Raw genomic sequence first — 18,260 nt, 5'->3', positions numbered from 1 at the left:
GTGACACTACAGGATCGGATTCGCCGGCACCTCGGCGGCGGCATCGGTGCGGTCACGGCGGGAGCATTTATGCTCGTGGGAAGCGGACACGCCCTTGCACTGCCCCAGGGCGGTGAGGTCGCTGCGGGCGCCGCAGAGATTGCGCAGCACGCCGCGGAGATGGCGATCACGCAGGCGACGCAGAATGCCGTCATCAACTGGAACTCGTTTAACATCGGCGCGGGTGAGCGCGTCAATATCCTTCAGCCGAACGCACAGGCGGCGCTGCTCAACCGCGTCCTCGGCGGCAGCCCGTCCGAGATCTTCGGCACATTGCAGGCGAACGGGCGCGTGTTCCTCGTCAACCCCGCGGGCGTCCTCTTTGCCCCGGGCGCGCATGTCGACGTCGGATCGCTCGCCGCGACCACGATGAACATCACGAACGCCGACTTTATGGCGGGACGCTACGCCTTCCTCGGCACATCGGACGGCAAGGTCATCAACCGCGGCTCCCTCATCGCGCAGAATGAAGGAACGATCGCCCTCCTCGGACAAGACGTCCGCAACGAGGGCGTCATTGTCGCACGCAAGGGGACGGTCGCGCTCGCTGCGGGGGAAGCGGTGACGCTCGACTTCAACGGCGACGGCAAGGTCGGCGTGATACCGGGGAAAGCCGCGCTCGCACAGGTCGTCGAGAACAAGGGGCTCGTCGAGGCGGACGGCGGACTCGTCTTTATGTCCGCGGCGGCAGGCGATGCGCTCACAAGCTCCGTCATCAATCAGGACGGCATCGTGCGTGCGGGCAGTGTGGACGGCAGGACGGGCACGATCCGCATGACTGCGGGAGAGGTGCGTCTTGGCGCGGGAAGCCGTACGGACGCGGGCGGCGCATCGGGCGGACAGATTGAGATTGGCGGGGGCTGGCAGGGCTCGGGCGACCTCGCACACGCACGGAATGTGAACATCGTGCAGGGCGCAGAGGTGCATGCCGACGCGCAGGCGGACGGCGGCACGGGCGGCACCGTCGCCGTATGGTCAGACGGGCGCACGGACTTCCGCGGCGCGATCTCTGCGCGTGGGAAAGGCACAGGCGCGGGCGGAAAAATCGAGACCTCGGGGAAGAGCGTCTACATCACGGGCGCGGTCAACGTTGCGTCCGAGCAGGGGAAGAACGGCACCTGGCTGATCGATCCTGGCAACGTTACGATCAAGCATCTTACCGGGAGCGAAACGCCGTCCGATACGCTCATCGACGTGAATTCGGTCAGCACGAGCCTCGACAACGGCGGCGCGATTACTTTCAAAACGGCAGAAGGGGACAACGAGTATAGCCTGACCGTACAGGATGCGATCACAAAGACGAGTGCGGCGGAATCTACGCTAAATCTCAAGGCAACGGGGAATATCGATATTCAGGCAAGCATCACCTCGACGGGGGGCAAGTTGAACGTCGATCTCCTCTCTGATGCAAACGGGAAAAATGCGGGCAGCGTCAATATCGCAGACGGCGCGAACATCACAACGCGGGGGGGCAGTCTTACCATCCACGGTGGCCTGAATCAGGACGGCGCCGCGCTTGCAAACGCGGCGGATGCGGGAAAAGCGGGTATTACGATCGGCAACGGTACGATTGATACGCGCGGTACATCGGGAGACGGCAATGTCTCGCTTTCCGGCAGCGCTGTCGGCTTGAATGCACACGGTATCGCACTGAATGGGACGACCGTCGAAGCGGGAACGGGCACAACGACGCTCATCGGAAAATCTGCGAGCGGCAAAGGCATTTCTCTCCCTTCAAGCACGCATATCAATACGCGCAGCGCTGTGCTCCGCGCGGATTCCATGGATATCTCGGGGCGCGTCACGGGCGACGATCACGGGACGGCACAGATTCAGCGGCTCACGGCCGGAAAACTCTACTTTGGCACGAGCGGCACGGACGGCCTTGCGCTTGCGGGGAATATATTCGATACTGCGGGAAACGTGACGCATTTCGAGAAGAACATCGTCGGCGCCGCCGGGCAGGATACGAACGTCATCGCGGGCGGCGTGACCGCAGGGACAGACCTTGAACTCTACACGGGCAACAGCAAACTGGAGTTGATCGGCAATCTGAACGTCGGAACGAAAGAACTCACCCTTCATACGACAGGCGGCGCGGAGGGCGGCGGCGCGATCACTGCGGCGGCGCTTCATTTTGATGCCAAAGACGCGGCGGCGGAGTTGACGGGCGTGCAGGCGCTCGATAAAATCGACGGTAAGGGCAAAAAACTTGCGCTGAAAAACGGCCGGACTCTTACCGTCGCGGGAGATGCGGAGCTCACGGTCGGCATCGGCGGCGCGACGATTGAAACGACGGCAGGCGATCTGACCGTCGGCGCGCACGGCGTCAAGAATACGGGCGCGGGCGCGCTGAACTTTAAGACGGGGGCGTTGAACAAGATCACGCTTGCGCCGGGGGCGGTCGTCGCATCGGCGGGGAAGGCGGACACGACGCTCTCCACCGGGAAAATAGAATTTGGATCAAACGCGTCGAAGATTTCGACCAAGGGCGGCGCGGTCACGCTCAAGACGGATGCGCTGGATGTCGCCTCGGCAGCGGCGGGCGCGGTTGCAAGCGAGAACGGCATGGTGACGGTCGCGCCGCTGACGGCGGGAAAAACGATGTCGCTGGGCAGCAGCACCGCTGCGGATGTCGCTTTGCCGAATACCGACTTTATCGCGTCCGGTACGGGCGCGGTGAAGATCGGCGACGCGCAGACGGGCGACGTCCATGTCGGCGCGGCGACGCTCACCGCGCCGCTCTCCGTGGAGTCCGGCACGAAGGTCGACTTCACGGGCGGAATGCTGAAGAATACGGGCGTGCATGCAACGTCGTTTAAGGCGCCGACGATTGATTTTTCAGCGACACAGACGCTCGACACGGGCGCGGGAACGCTGAACCTTACGGCGGATACGATTTCGAACTGGAATAACGTCACCTTTGCCCCCACCGCCGGCGCGGGGACGCTTGCGGTGCAAAAATATGCGCCCGGCAACTTTGCCGTCGGCGGCACAAGCGCATTTGTCTCCGACGCGGGCTTTGCAAAAATCGCAGTGGGCGCGTTCCGCAACGCGGCGATCGGCAGCGCGGATAACGCGGGCACGGCGACGATCGATACGATCACGACGCTGCCCTCCTATACGAGTATTCTCACGAACGGCGCGCTCAGCGTCACGGGGACGGTGAACGGCACGGTGAGCGATACGCTCGTCCTGCGCGGGAACGGTCTTACGCAGAGCGCCCCCGTCAAGGCGGGGAATCTCCTTCTCCTCGGTCAGGGGGCGATGGATTTCAGTACGCAGCCGAACGAGTTCACGACCATCGCAGCGGATATGTCGGGCGGTTCGCTGAGCCTGCGCAACGCTCATGCGATGAAGGTTGCAAAGGTCGTGAACCGCAACGATGCGGATAAAGAGGTTGAAGGGCTGAAAACGCAGTCGACGAAGCTCAAGGTCGACGGCGGCAAGCTGGATCTGTCGGGCGGCATTCAGTCGGCAAACGATACCGAGATCACGGCGGACGATATGGATCTCGGCGACAAGCTCAGCGTCGGCGGCATCCTGAAGCTCAAAAAGAATACGAAATCGCAGGCCATCGACATCGGCGCGGGCAGCGGGAAGTGGAATGTCAACAAGGCAAACTACGGCAGCATTGAAATCGGCGGCGCCGACCAGGTCGGCGATGTCAACATCGACGGCACCCAGTTCAAGAAGCCTGTTAAAATCGAAACGCAGAACAAGGTCAAACTGACGGGCGAGACGAACGTCGGCGCAGGCGGCACGTCCGATATGACCATCAAGGCGAAGTCGGCGGAGCTGCCAAGCGCAAGCGATACGCTTGCCGTTAAGGATCTGACGCTCGATCTGTCGGGGGGGTTGGATCTCGGCAACGGAAAGGTCAAGGGCGCGGCGAACGGAAACCTCACCGTCAAAGGTGCAAGCGCCTCGCAGTACATCTATGTGTCCGACGATGCCGCGCACGTTCCGGCGGCAGATTACCGCATTTCCTACAACACACTCAATAATACGCTCACGGGCTTTCAAGGATTCGGCGTCGCAGGGGAACAGCACGTCTATTTCGACGCGGGCACAGTCACGAAATCCGTGAATGTCTCGGGCAAACAGGGCGTTGTGCTGCGCGATAACGTAACCCTCAGCGGCGACCAAACGAAGATTAAAATCGCAAGCGCACAGGGCGGATTCTCCATCGAGAACGGGAAGCAGCTCACCGTCGGCGGCAACAAAGCCGAGATTTCCATCGAGGCGCATAATGATTTCCATATCAAGGACAATGCCGGCATTGTCGTAAACGGCAACGATGCCGATATCAAGCTCATATCGACGCATGGCGACGCAAAGCTCGGCACAGGGGCGAAGGTCGAGATCGCGGGAACGGGCGCGAAGGTATTTGTCAACGGCAACGACTTTTCGCTCGGCGCAGACGCGCAGGTCGATCTTGGCACGGATACCAAAGGCAGCTTTACACTGCACGCCGACACCGTCACCGATACCGCGGACAGCAAGACGAACATCACGGGCAAAGGCGTGCTGACTCTTGCGACCAAAACCGCGGGGCATGCGCTGACCATCAACAACGCGCCGGCGGGGGTAGGGCTTCATCTGACGAGCGATCAACTAAACGGCGGTCTCTTCGGCAGCGAATTCTCCACGCTGACCATCGGCGACGCGCATACGGGCGCCGTGACGATCGACGGCGTGACGGCGAACAACAACGTCAGGATCGAGAATGCCGGCGGAACGAATGCGCTGACCATCGGCGACGGCGGCTTTACGGTCGGCGCCGGAAAGAGCGTCACCCTGCGCGCGGGACATATTGCGAACAGCACCCTAGGTGAGATGAACGTTGGCGCGGGCAGCACGCTCAACCTCTATACGGACGACCTCTCGGGACTCCATCAGGTGAGCGGTCACAGCTCCGTCAACGGCACGGGAACGCTCGGCGTCGCCTCCTACGACGGGAGCAAGGCGATCGGTCTCGGCGATACGGCTGCGGGCGCGCTCGCACTGCCGAACAACCTCTTTACGGACGTATTCGGCAGCGGCTTTTCGCATTACAGCATCGGCAGCGGCGCGCAGGATACGATCAACGTCGCGGGGACAACCCTCGGCAAGAACGTGACGCTCACGGCAAAGCATGTGAACTTCACGGGCAATATGACGATGGCGGATCCGGGCAGCATTCTCACCGTCAACAGCACGACGGATACGACGCAGACGGGCGGTATCATCGACGCGAAGAACGTTGCCGTCCTCGGCGGGAATGCGTCGCTGACAAAGCTCAATAAGATCGAAAAATTCGCCGCTTCGGCGGGTTCCGTTGACGTGCGCGCGGAGGCTCTGCACGTCGGCACCATCACGACACCCGCGGGCGCGCCCACAGCGTCCGGGACGCTGAACGGCATCGCCGCGTCGGCGGGCAACATTACGCTCTCTGCGGATGCGATGACCTTTGATGCCGGCACGAAAGTCCGGGGAACGAAGAGCCTCGTTGTGCAGCAGGCAAATACGGGGACGAATCTGAACGTCGGCACGGCGGGCACGGGGCTGAACCTCGGCACGGAGCTCTTCGGCGGCAATGTGTTTGCGGACGGCTTCGAGCACGTTTATCTCGGTCGTGCGGACGGTACGGGCGCGACGAATGTCGGCGGCAATCTGAATTTCGTCGACCCGACGACGATCCGTTCGAGCGCGACATCCGGAACGATGACCGCTAAGAGCGACGCGCGCATCGCGACGAACGGGAATCCGCTCGAATTTAATGCGAAGGATTTCAAGGACGAAGCGGGCAGTGAGATCGATACCGATACGGGCGCGTTTACGCTCAAGGCGGACAGCGTAGATCTCAAGGGAAAAATCCGCGGCAAGGGCGAGCTAAACCTCCTGCCGCTCTCGAACAATCGCGATATACGCCTCGGCGCGGATACGGGAAACAGCCTGAACCTGCCGGAGACGTATTTCAGCGGCGGCAGCCGGGTGTTCTGGGGCTATGAGACGTACAACATCGGCGATGCGGGCGGTACGGGTAAGCTCTATCAGAGCGGCACGATTGAGATTCCCGGGAAAGTCAATATCCGGCAGTCCATCAACACGTCGACCGGCGGCGTCAATATTGGCGGCATAATCAAGACGAACGGCAAAGACTATTCCATCGGCAGCCGTGAGGTGAACCTCAACGGCGCGACTATTTCCGCCGACAATCCGGACGGCGTGCATCACGGCAACGTCTCCATACAGGCAGACCGTCTGACGCATACGAACAGCAAGATCACGGGACACGGCAAGGTTTCCTTTGACACCTATACGGCGAACCAGGTGATCAAATTCGGAACGCCGGGCACGGGCGGCAGTCCGTCGGGGCTTGATCTCGGTGCGGATCTTTTCAGCGGGACGGGGTTGCTCCAAAAGAACGACGACGGTACGGGCTTCTCGGAGATCCATATCGGCGGCGCGAACGCGGGCAAGGTCGAGCTTGGTGATGTGACCATCGGAGAGGGGCTTGTGGATAAGGTTTCGATCGAGACAAACAAAGAGGTTGTTACGACAGGCGGCACGGCGATGAAGGGCGTCAAGACGCTTGACGTCAAGGCGAAAAAGGTCGCGCTCACGGGCGAGAACGAGATCGCGAATATCGGCGACATCACCTCCGAACAGGGCGTTGAGATCACGACCAAGGGCGGCGTGAACATCGCGGGCACGATCAGGGCAAAGGACGATGTGAAGCTCGTCAATAAGCACGGCGGGAACATGTCGATCGCACCGACGGGAAAGATCATCGGTACGGATTCCGCAAACGTCTATCTTACGGCGGAGGACGGCGCGTTTAAGAATAAGGGCGGTGCGCAGGCAATCACGCCCGCGCCTGGAAAACGCTATGTCGTCTATACGAAGGATTCTCTTGAAAACGAGATCGGCGGGCTGCATTTTGATTTTGAGCGCTACGGTACGCCGTACGGCAACACGGGGGATCTCTCCGGCAACTATAGCGGCAGCGGGTTTGCCTACAATGTCCGGCCGAAGATCACGATGTACAGCACGCGCGTCTACGGCGATGCGAACGGAACGTTCTTTAACGACGGCTCTGGGTTTAAGATCACGCTCGAGAACGATCCGAACGGGCGGCGCGCTGCGCGCGATCATGCGGGCATTGAGAAGATCCGGAGTGCGAAGAGCAACTCCGGCAACTTTGCCTACGAGACGAACGAGCATACGGCGGTCAATGCGGATCTTGCGAGCGGCGGCGCGCCGGGCGAAGTGCCGACCGATCTGCGCCCGGGTATGATAGGTTATGGTACGGGACAGGCGGCGAGCAGCGGAAAGAGAATCGAATTCAGAAATGCGAACCTTAATCCGCTGAACTATGAAATCGATATCGACTTCCGCGTCGTGCCGCGCACCGTTACGGTGAAAGGCATCACCGATGCGAAGCCCTATGACGGCACCGCTAAGACGTATACGGGCTATACGGGTGCCGGTTCCGGCGTGACGTTCAGCAACTTTGCCCCGAACGAAACGGTGGCAACGGCGGGGATCACGGGCGGTGTGACATACACGCCGAACGTCGACCCGAGCCGGACGAGCGGATACGCGCAGGGGGCGCTTCACGCGGGCAACTACACGCTCGGCGTGACGGGCAATCTCAGTGCAAGCAACTATAATTTCAAATACGAACCGGGGACGCTTGCAATCACAAAGCGCATTATCAATATTACCGCGCCGAACGGCGAGCGCATCTACGGAGCGGGCAACGATACCGTGACGCTGACAGGCAGTCCCACGATGTCGGGGACGCTTGCCGCGGGCGATACGCTTGCGTCTTACAGCGTCCGGGCGATGGACGGCACAAATCGCGTAACGGAGCGCACGAATGCCGGCAGCGGCTATACGATGACGATTGACGGCATCAAGCTCGCTTCGGGCAGCAGGGGCTATGCAAGCGACTACAATATCACATCGACGTCCGGCACGCTGACGATCAAGAAGCGCGACCTCACGATCACGGCGGGCGACAAGAGTCGCGTCTACGGCGATGCGAACACGACGGCACGCTATGTCAACAACACGCGGAAGGTCAACGTCGCCGCCACGACCGCGACAACGGGGCTTGTGAACGGCGATGCGATCGACGACGTGACGGAGACGATTGACCCGTCATTGAATGCGACCACAAACGCCGGAACGGCGGGGCTTTGGACAAAGGCGAGTGGGGCGCATTTCTCCTCCGGGACAGATGCGAACTACAACATCACCTATATCAACGGGCATTTCAATATCGAAAAGCGCAAGCTCACGCTCATCGCGGGCGATAAGAGCCGCATCTATGGAACGGCGAATGCGACCGCGAACTATGTGAACGGGACGAATCTCTTCCGCGTCAAGGCGGGGACGAATCTCGTGAACGGGGATACGATTTCAACCGTCACGGAGACGCTCGATCCTGCGGCGACCGTAACGACCGACGCGGGCACGGCGGGGCTCAAGACGAAGATCAAGGACGCCGTATTCGGTACGGGGCTGGCGAGCAACTACGATATTTCCTACGAGGACGGCAGTCTTGCCATCACGCCGCGTGCGCTCACGCTCCGTGCGGGCGATAAGACGCGTGTCTACGGCGCGGAGAACAGCACTGCGACCTATACGGGCGGCACGACGAAGTTCCGCGCCGACGCGGCGACCGCGACAACGGGGCTCGTCGGCACAGATACCGCCGCCGACGTCACGGAGTCGACGAATGCCGCGGTTCGGACGAACGCGGGCACGGCGGGACTGCGGACGAACATCACGAATGCGCGCTTCGGCACAGGAAAAGCGAGCAATTACAGCATCACCTATGTCGACGGCGGCTTTACCATCACGCCGCGCGATCTCACGATCCGCGCGGGCAATAAAGAGCGCGTCTACGGCGATGCGAACAGTACCGCGCACTATGTGGACGGCACGCAGCGCATCAACGTCGATGCCGCGACGGCGACGACGGGACTTGTGAACGGCGATGCGATTGGCAGTGTGACGGAGACGATTGACCCGTCATTGAATGCGACCACAAACGCCGGAACGGCGGGGCTTTGGACGCGCGTTCGCGGAGAGACATTCTCCAAGGGGCTCGCCTCGAACTATAATGTTCATTACGCGGACGGCGTTTTCCGCATCACGAAGCGTCCCGTCACGGTCACGGGCGTCACGGTGTCGCGTACTTACGACGGCACGGCACAGCATTTCACGGGCTATAACGGCGTCACCTTCGACGGCTTTGCGAATGGGCAGAGCGAGACGAGTGCGGGCGTCATTTCGGGCGGCAATATCGTCTATCAACCGATTGCAAACGCGGGAGATACCACGGGCTACGCGCAGGGCGCGATCCATGCGGGAACGTACGACGTCGGGCTTTCGGGCAGCAATCTGATGGCAAACAACTATACGTTTACCTATGCGCCCGGCACGCTCACCATCACGCCGCGCGCCCTGAACCTCAAGGCAGGCGACAAGACGCGCATCTACGGCACGGAGAATGCGACCGCCGTCTATACGGGCGACACGCAGAAGTTCCGGGATGTTTCGACCGGGGCGAATGCGGGGCTCGTCGGCACGGATACCGTCGGCGACGTCACAGAGACCCTTGACGGCACGGTGCGGACGAACGCGGGCACGCCGGAGCTGAAGACGCATATCGGCGCCGCGCAGTTCTCGCACGGAAAGGCATCCGACTATGCCGTTACCTACACGGACGGCACGCTCGCAATTACGCCGCGCGCGCTGACGCTCCGCGCGGGGAATAAGGAACGCGCCTACGGTGCGGAGAACGGGACTGCCGTCTATACGGACGGCACGAAGCTCTTCCGCGCGGACGATATGACGGCAACGACGGGACTTGTAAACGGCGATACGATCGGCACGGTCGCCGAGACGATCGATCCGAATGCCGGACTTTCCGCAGATGCGGGAACGCCGGGGCTTTGGACGCGGATCGGCGGCGCGCAGTTCGCGCGCGGCACGGCGTCGAACTATACGATCACCTATGTGGACGGCGGGTTCCGCATCGTGCCGCGCGTCGTTCGGATCGCGGCGGGCAGCGTCACGCGCTACATGGGCGAGCCGAATCCCGCGGCGCCCTATACGATCGAGCGCGGCACGTCCGTGACGCGCACGGGGCTCCTGCCGGGCGACGAGATCACGGGCATCACGCCCGTCTATGCGCCGTCGATCACACCGAACATGACGTTCGGTACCTACGAGGGCGTCATTACCGTCACGCCGGGGGCGTGGACGTATACGGGCGGGACGACGCCGAATATGGCGAACTACCGATTTGAATATACGGCGGGGAATCTCACCATAAGGCCGCGCGGCTTCGACAGCAATACACCGGGCGGAAGGGTGGTCATCTCAGGTATCGCCGTCAACACGCCGCGCAGCGCTGCAGACGGCGGCAGCGCATCTGCGGGCGGAAATGCGCCGGGCGTCCGCGTGCCGGATGTGCGTGTGACCGTGGAGGATGGCGCCGGAACGGTGACGATTCCTTCGGGCGAGCTGCAAAACCCCGTCGGATCGTGGGGGAACCGTGTCGTCTCCGGCAGCAAAACGATCGAAGCGCATGAGCTGGTTACAGGTTCGGACGATTCGTTTGGCTACGACCTTGCGCGCGACCGCGGGCGTATCGGCATTCCCGACGAGCGTATCCCGGGCGGTACGGCGGAAGCAGTTCCGGTTCTCTTCACGGACGGCGGGACGCGCGATCTTGACGGCATTTATGCCATCAACTATAATCCCAATAAACTTTCGATTCAGCCTGCCTCAAAGAAAGTTGATATTCCGGATCCGAGCGAGATTCGCAGCGACTCGATCGAGCCGATGCAGTTCCTCTATCGCAACCAAGGCGGTGAATTCAAGGTACTCTTCGGCAACGGCATCGTGACGCTTCGCCCGCAGAACGACAAGGCGCTTTCCATCGTGAAGGATAAGGACAAGGCGGCGGAGCGTGCCGTCCTTGCATCGGGGCTTTTGGCTGCAATTGAGGATCTTGGGGTAACGCCGGTTGAGATTCGGGCGGTGTATATCTTTAACGTTCTCGAGGAGGATGAGGAGTGACGGGAGGATTTTTGCGCGCTGTGTCATATCATTGACAACCTGATATGGCGCCGCGCCCGGCGGTGATTTATATACGGGTTACGATATGAACGACGCATCTCCTTCTATTTGATTGACGGGTTCCATATAAAACAACAAAAACTGCCGCATTGACACTGTTTTACGTCGGTGCGGCAGTTTTGCGTTGCAAAATCTTTTTTCCGTGATAGAATAGCAGGAGTTTTTTGGAAAGGGGCGGGACTATGGGGGAATACAAAAATATCGGTAACGCACAGGTACACGCGGTGCGCGCTTTTTTCTTTATCGGGGGATTCGGGTCGGCATCGTGGGCGCCGCTTGTGCCGCTCCTGCGGGAATGGCTCGCCATCGGCGACGATGTGCTCGGTATGTTGCTGCTCTGCGTTGGGATTGGATCGCTCGTGACAATGCCGCTGGCGGGGGCGCTCTCCACGCGGCTTGGATGCCGCAAAGTGCTGACGGTGACGGCAGTCGTTTATGCGGCGGTACTCGTTGCAATCTGCGCGGTCGATTCTCTTTTGCTCGCCGTTCCGGTGATTCTGCTCTTCGGGGCGCTGATGGGCTGCGTGGATGTCGTCATCAATGTTGCGGCGGTCATTGTCGAGCAGGGCATTGGGCGGCGCATTATGAGCGGGATGCACGCCTTTTGGAGCATCGGCGGATTTGTCGGGGCGGGGCTGTACGGCGTGTGGGTCGGCGCTCTGGGACTCTCGCCGATGCAATCGACGGCAATCGCGGCGGGCATCATTCTGCTCTTTACGGGGCTGTTCGGAAGGAATCTGATCCCATACGGCGGCGGGGGTGGGAAATTAATCGCCTTGCCGCGCGGCATCATTGTATTCGTCGGCATCGCGGCGTTCATCGCGTTCCTCAGCGAGGGCGCTGTGATGGATTGGAGCGGTGTCTATCTGACGACGGTGCGGGGCTATGATCTCGCGCTCGCGGGCATGGGGTTCTCGGTGTTCTCCGCGGCGATGTTCCTCATGCGTCTCTTTGGAGATGCCGTCGTGCAGCGGCTTGGACAGCGTCCGGTCGCTGTGGGCGGCGCGCTGCTCGCCTGCGCCGGGATCCTGCTCGTCATGTTCGCGCCTGTCGATGCGCTCCTCTATGCGGGGTTCTTTGCGATCGGTATCGGGGCGGCGAATATTGTTCCGGTCTTTTTCTCTCTCATGGGGAAACAGAACGTTATGCCGATCGGCGCGGCGGTTTCTGCCGTGAGTACGATGGGCTACCTCGGTATCCTCGCAGGTCCCGCAGCAATCGGCCTTGTCTCGCATCTGGTGAATTTGCAGGCTGCATTTGGGATTTTGGCGGCGCTGTGTTTACTTCAAGCTTGTGTCGGTATGCATGTTTTCCGACGCATCTCCTAGTGTGACGAGGGGGGACGCCAAAATCCCGCGTCAGGTACGCCCTTATGCCGTAACCCTAGTGATGCGCCAAAATCCCTCATCACGTCCGGCGCAACAAAAAACACCGTTCCGATGATTCGAAACGGTGTTTTTCTATGATTACTGTGCCAGCGCGTTGACCTTTTTGGCGAGACGCGACTTCTTGCGAGCTGCGGCATTCTTATGATAGACGTTGTTGGCAGCCGCCTGATCGATGGACTTGTATGCTGCGACGAGGAGGTTCTTCGCCTCGTCCGCATTGCCGGCAGCAACGGCGTCGTTGACACTGCGGATGGCGCGGCGAACGCGCGTCTTCTCCGCGACGTTGCGCGCATGACGCTTAGCATCAGACTTTACACTCAGGATAGAAGCTTTGATATTCGGCAATTCGTTCACCCCCTCAACGAAAAATGTACTCGGCTATTCTATCATACGGGTATGGAAATTGCAATCTTTTTTTCCACAGGTGTAATTTTCACATTCCAATAAACAAAAATAATGCACATATAAATAAAAATATATCCGTTTAGGACGATTTTACCGCCCTCAATTATAAATTGAAAAAAACGGTGAAAGTACGACAAAGCCTTGCAGGAAATCGGACGTATTTATCGAATTTAGTTATCAAGATATATAATAAATAAGGTAGGAAGGAGGATATGCAAACTGCAACTCAAAATGAAGAGAACGATTGTAAATGAGCTAGAAACACGGCGTATCGGACGGATGTACGTCGAGTCCGACCGGTTTGCCATAGCATATATCATGGGGATACCGCCCGGTCGGTATCCGTGAGGGGAGAAATACCTTATGAAAAAAACAGAGTGCTTGGCAATGATTCTTGCAGGCGGTCAAGGCAGCCGCCTTGGCGCGCTGACAAAGCGCGTCGCAAAGCCCGCGGTACCGTTCGGGGGGAAGTACCGCATCATTGATTTCCCGCTGAGCAACTGCGTCAATTCGGGGATCGAAAAGGTCGGCGTTCTCACGCAGTACCGGCCGCTCGAACTGAACCAGTATCTTGGATCGGGCAGCGCGTGGGATCTCGACAAACGCGACGGCGGGCTTTTCGTCCTGCCTCCCTATGCGCGCGAAAAGGGGGCGGAGTGGTATCGCGGTACGGCTGATGCGATTTACCAGAACCTCAATTTCATCGATATGGCGGATCCCGACTACGTGCTCATTCTGTCGGGCGACCACATCTACACGATGGACTATGCGTGGATGCTCGAGCATCACAAGAAATGCAAGGCACAGGCGACGATCGGCGTGTTCGAAGTGCCGTGGGACGAGGCGCCGCGTTTCGGCATTATGAATACGGACGAGAGCGGACGGATTGTCGCGTTTGAGGAGAAACCGGCAAAGCCGAAGAGCAACCTCGCCTCGATGGGTATTTATATCTTCAACCGCGACTATCTTGCGAAGTATCTGACGGAGGATGCAAAGAGCGAGACGTCGAGCCACGACTTCGGCAAGGACATCATCCCGAAGATGCTCGCCGATGAGGGGCGGCTGTATTCTTACGCCTTCAACGGTTATTGGAAGGACGTCGGGACGATTGAGAGCCTGTGGCAGGCAAATATGGATCTCCTGCAGGACGAGCCGCCGTTTGAGCTGTCGGGCAAGTGGCGCATCTACTCGTTCAATCCCTCCATGCCGCCGCAGTTTGTCGGAAGAGACGCAAAGATCACGCGCTCGATGATCAGCGAGGGGACGATGATTCTCGGCACGGTCGAGAACTCGGTGATTTTCCCGGGCGTGCGCGTCGGTAAAGGTGCTGTGGTACGCAACTCCGTGCTCCTGCCGGGAGCAGTCGTTGCGGATGGGGCGCTTGTCGACTACACGATCCTTGCGCAGAACGCTCTGATCGAGTCCGGCGCGCAGGTCGTTGGTGAAGAGACGCAGATCACCGTGATCCCCGAGGGTGAGACGGTGCTTTCGGAGGCATCTCAGCAGCGCGTCGGCTGACGGTTCGGAAGAGAATGGAGTGAAAGCAATGAACAGTATCATGGGTCTCATCAACCTGCAGGAGGACGGCAGCCTCATTCGAGAGCTTGCCGATCGCCGCGCCGTTGAGTCCATTCCCTTCGCCGGACGCTATCGTCTGATCGATTTTGCCCTCTCAAGCATGGTCAACTCCGGCATCAACAAGGTTGGTATTATGCTGCCCGACGAGCCGCGTTCTGTGCTCGATCATCTGCGTTCGGGAAAGGATTGGGATCTGGCACGCCGCCACGACGGCCTGTTCTACCTTCCTGCCTCGCAGGAGGACGCGATGCGGCGCAAAGGAGATCTCAAGAATTTTTATCACAATCTTGACTTCATTGAACACTCGTCAGCGCGCTATATTTTGCTGACAAACGGCAGCTTTGTCTATAATATAGACTTTGACAAGATACTGCGGTTTCATCAGAATACAGGCGCGGACATTACGCTCGTCTCGCATACGACGATCGATGAGAATACGGGCAACAACATTGTCATTGAGACGGCGGAAAACGGGCTCGTGCGCGATATTGCAGAAAAGCCCGTCGCTTATCAAGGAATGAAGGTGTCGATGGGCATCTATCTCATGGATAAGCGCTCCTTTGTCGACATTGTACGCTATGCTTACGAGCACGGCGGGCAGGACTTTGTCCTCGACGGCATCATTCGCCGGGCGGCAGACTATACGATGTTTGCGCACGAGCACGACGGCTACATGGCGCATGTGGATTCGATGTCCACCTACTACCGTGCGAACATGGAGATTCTCGATCCGGAGGTGTGGGAGAGCCTCTTCATGGGAGATCGCCCCATCTACACGAAGATCAAGGACGGTGTGCCGGTGCAGTACAAGGAGACGGCGAAGGTGACGAACTCGCTCATTGCGAACGGCTGCGTCGTGCGCGGTGAAGTGGAGAACAGCATCCTGTTCCGCGGGGTTAAGGTGGGCAAGGATGTGAAGATCAAAAATTCCATCATTATGCAGAAATGCGATATCCGCGACGGCGCGCTCGTCGAGAACGTCGTCTGCGACAAGAATGTCGTCATCACGGCGGAAAAATGGCTCAAGGGGGCACAGGAGTATCCCCTTGTCATCAAGAAGAATATCACGATTTAACACAGCATGTTTTGCCGTTAGAGTCATTTCTCACCCGCCTGCAGGGGGCGGGAAGGTGCTTTAGCGGCTTCTTGTTTCCCGGGGACTCTCATGGGGATGCCGCATGTGCGGCGAGGGATAGGGGACGACGCTTTTGGAAAAGGAGTGGACGATTTGGCACAAAAGGATCATGTTACAAGCCCTAAGGGGAAAGCGCTTGACACAATGAAGAAAATCTTGAAGAGCAGGTTCATCACGACGGCACACGTTATGTTCGGGCGTGATGTGGATCAGCTGACGGAGATCGAAATCTACAAGACGGTCGCCGCGACTGCCAAGCAGTCCATTTCGGACAACTGGGTCAAGACGAATAAGCAGTACTCCGAGCGCAGGGAAAAGCAGATTTACTACTTCTCGATCGAGTTCCTGCTGGGGCGCCTGCTCAAGGCAAACCTCATCAATCTCGGCATTGAGGAAGCGCTCAAAGAAGTGCTTGAGGATTTTCACCTCAAGCTCAGCGACGCCTACGAGGCAGAGCCTGACGCGGGGCTTGGCAACGGCGGCCTCGGACGTCTCGCTGCCTGCTTCATCGACTCGCTCGCGGCGCATCGCCTCCCGGGACACGGGTGCAGCATCCGCTATCAGTACGGGCTCTTCGAGCAGAAGATCGTCGGCGGCAACCAGGTCGAGATCCCGGACAACTGGCTGCGCGACGGCTTTGCGTGGGAGTACCGCAAGCCGGATAAATCCGTCGATGTCAAATTCGGCGGCAATGCGTACATGCGTGATGCCGGCGGCGGTAAACTAGAGCTCGTGCACGAGGATCCCATGATTGTCATGGCGGTGCCGTACGATATGCCGATCGTCGGCTACCACAATGCGACAGTCAACACGCTCCGGCTGTGGAACGCGGAGGTCAACCGCGATTTCTCCGACTACGGGATGCTGACGCAGGAGCAGATCCAGCAGCGCAACGACTACCGCAGTTTCGTCGAGGCGATCACGCGCTACCTCTACCCCGACGACAGCACATACGAAGGGCGCCGCATGCGCCTCATTCAGGAATACTTCTTCGTCTCTGCGGGCGTACAGAGCATTGTGCGTCACTACAAGAAGACGGGGATGAGCATCTACGATTTCGGCAAGAAGATCGGCATACACATCAACGATACGCATCCGGCACTCTGCGTGGCGGAGCTGATGCGCATTCTCGTGGACGAGGAACAGCTGACCTGGGAGGATGCGTGGGCGATCACGCGCGACACGATCGCATACACGAACCACACGATTATGCCGGAGGCGCTTGAGACATGGAGCATCGATATGTTCCGCCCCCTGCTCCCGCGCATCTACATGATCATCGACGAGATCAACCGCCGCCACCTCGAGGAGGTACGACGCCGCTACCCCGGCAACGAGGAAAAGGTACGTGCGCTCTCCATCATACAGGACGGCGTCGTGCATATGGCACGTCTCTCCATCGTCGGCGGGCACAGTGTCAACGGCGTGGCAAAGATACACACGGGCATCCTGAAATCCACGACGCTCAAGGATTTTTATGACTACACGCCGCGCAAGTTCAACAACAAGACGAACGGCATCACACATCGGCGCTGGCTCATGGGGGCGAATCCGGAGCTGTCGGCACTCATCGACGAGGTGCTCGGCAGTCATTCGTGGCACCGCCACCCGGAGCAGATGCGCGGGCTGCACGACTATGTGGACGACAAGTCGTTCCGCGACCGTTTGATGAAAATCAAGCATCTGCGCCGCGAGGGGCTTGCCCGCTACATTGAGCAGCACAACGGGATAAAGCTGAACCCGGATTCGATGTTTGACATTCAGGTGAAGCGTATCCACTCCTACAAGCGGCAGCTCATGAACATCCTGCACATCATGTACCGCTACCACCGCGCGCAGAGCGATCCTGCGTTCCTCTCACAGCCCGTCACCTATTTCTTTGGAGGCAAGGCGGCGCCCGGTTACTACATCGCGAAAGAGACCATCCGCCTCATCAATGCGGTTGCGGAGAAAATCAATAAGGATCCGCAGGTCTCAAAGTTCATGAAGGTCATCTTCATTGAGAACTTCGGTGTCTCCATCGGCGAGCTGGTCTATCCTGCCGCCGACGTCAGCGAGCAGATCTCAACGGCATCGAAGGAAGCGTCCGGCACGGGCAATATGAAGTTCATGATGAACGGCGCCATCACGCTCGGCACGCTCGACGGCGCGAACGTCGAGATCCGCGAGGCGGTTGGAAACGATCACTGCGTGATCTTCGGGCTGCGTGCCGAGGAGGTCATGAACTACTATGCGGGCGGCACTTACTCCGCGTGGGATGAGTACCATGCGAACGAGAAGGTACGCACGGTGATGAACCAGCTTGTGGACGGCACCTACGGGGATTTCCGCTCCATCTACGACTATCTCCTGCACGCGAACGACGAGTTCTTCATACTCAAGGATTTCAACGCGTACGACGACGCACGCCTGGAGGTGATGCGCCGGTTCAAGGACAAGGACGGCTGGGCGCGCACGGCGGCAATGAATGTCGCGCACTCGGGCGGGTTCTCATCCGACCGTACGATTGATGAATATGCGCGGGATATTTGGGACATCCACCCCGTCATCATTTCGTAACAGACGCTTTT

Annotated in this window: 6 protein-coding genes; 5 read left to right on the top strand and 1 reads right to left on the bottom strand. The window is 59.3% G+C overall.

Annotation, left to right across the window (positions count from 1 at the left end; genetic code table 11):
• A complete protein-coding gene (locus HMPREF1147_RS01270; protein ID WP_009657244.1) occupies positions 1-11,124 on the top strand; it encodes an MBG domain-containing protein in 11,124 nt (3,707 codons plus the stop codon).
• Positions 11,125-11,366: 242 nt separating this feature from the next.
• Entirely contained in the window at positions 11,367-12,512 is a 1,146-nt protein-coding gene (locus HMPREF1147_RS01265) for an MFS transporter (RefSeq protein WP_009657313.1), read from the top strand.
• A gap of 138 nt (positions 12,513-12,650) precedes the next feature.
• Here HMPREF1147_RS01265 and rpsT read toward each other — a convergent pair whose 3' ends face one another.
• A complete protein-coding gene (rpsT, locus tag HMPREF1147_RS01260; protein WP_009657256.1) occupies positions 12,651-12,917 on the bottom strand; it encodes a 30S ribosomal protein S20 in 267 nt (88 codons plus the stop codon).
• Positions 12,918-13,340: 423 nt separating this feature from the next.
• Here rpsT and HMPREF1147_RS01255 point away from each other — a divergent pair, with 423 nt between their 5' ends.
• The 3 genes from HMPREF1147_RS01255 (at position 13,341) to HMPREF1147_RS01245 (ending at position 18,249) form a co-directional block, all read left to right on the top strand.
• Positions 13,341-14,495, top strand: a complete 1,155-nt coding sequence (locus tag HMPREF1147_RS01255; RefSeq protein WP_009657367.1) for a glucose-1-phosphate adenylyltransferase — start codon at positions 13,341-13,343, stop codon at positions 14,493-14,495.
• 28 nt (positions 14,496-14,523) lie between these two features.
• On the top strand, positions 14,524-15,630 hold the full coding sequence (gene glgD / locus HMPREF1147_RS01250; RefSeq protein ID WP_009657311.1) for a glucose-1-phosphate adenylyltransferase subunit GlgD: 1,107 nt from the start codon (positions 14,524-14,526) through the stop codon (positions 15,628-15,630).
• A gap of 90 nt (positions 15,631-15,720) precedes the next feature.
• A complete protein-coding gene (locus HMPREF1147_RS01245; protein WP_009657415.1) occupies positions 15,721-18,249 on the top strand; it encodes a glycogen/starch/alpha-glucan phosphorylase in 2,529 nt (842 codons plus the stop codon).
• Positions 18,250-18,260: the final 11 nt, after the last annotated feature.

Origin of the sequence: Selenomonas sp. FOBRC9 (assembly GCF_000287655.1) — a bacterium.
Lineage (GTDB): Bacteria > Bacillota > Negativicutes > Selenomonadales > Selenomonadaceae > Centipeda > Centipeda artemidis.
The sequence above is the reverse complement of the archived record's forward strand: the minus strand, read 5'-3'. Positions and strand labels throughout refer to the sequence as shown.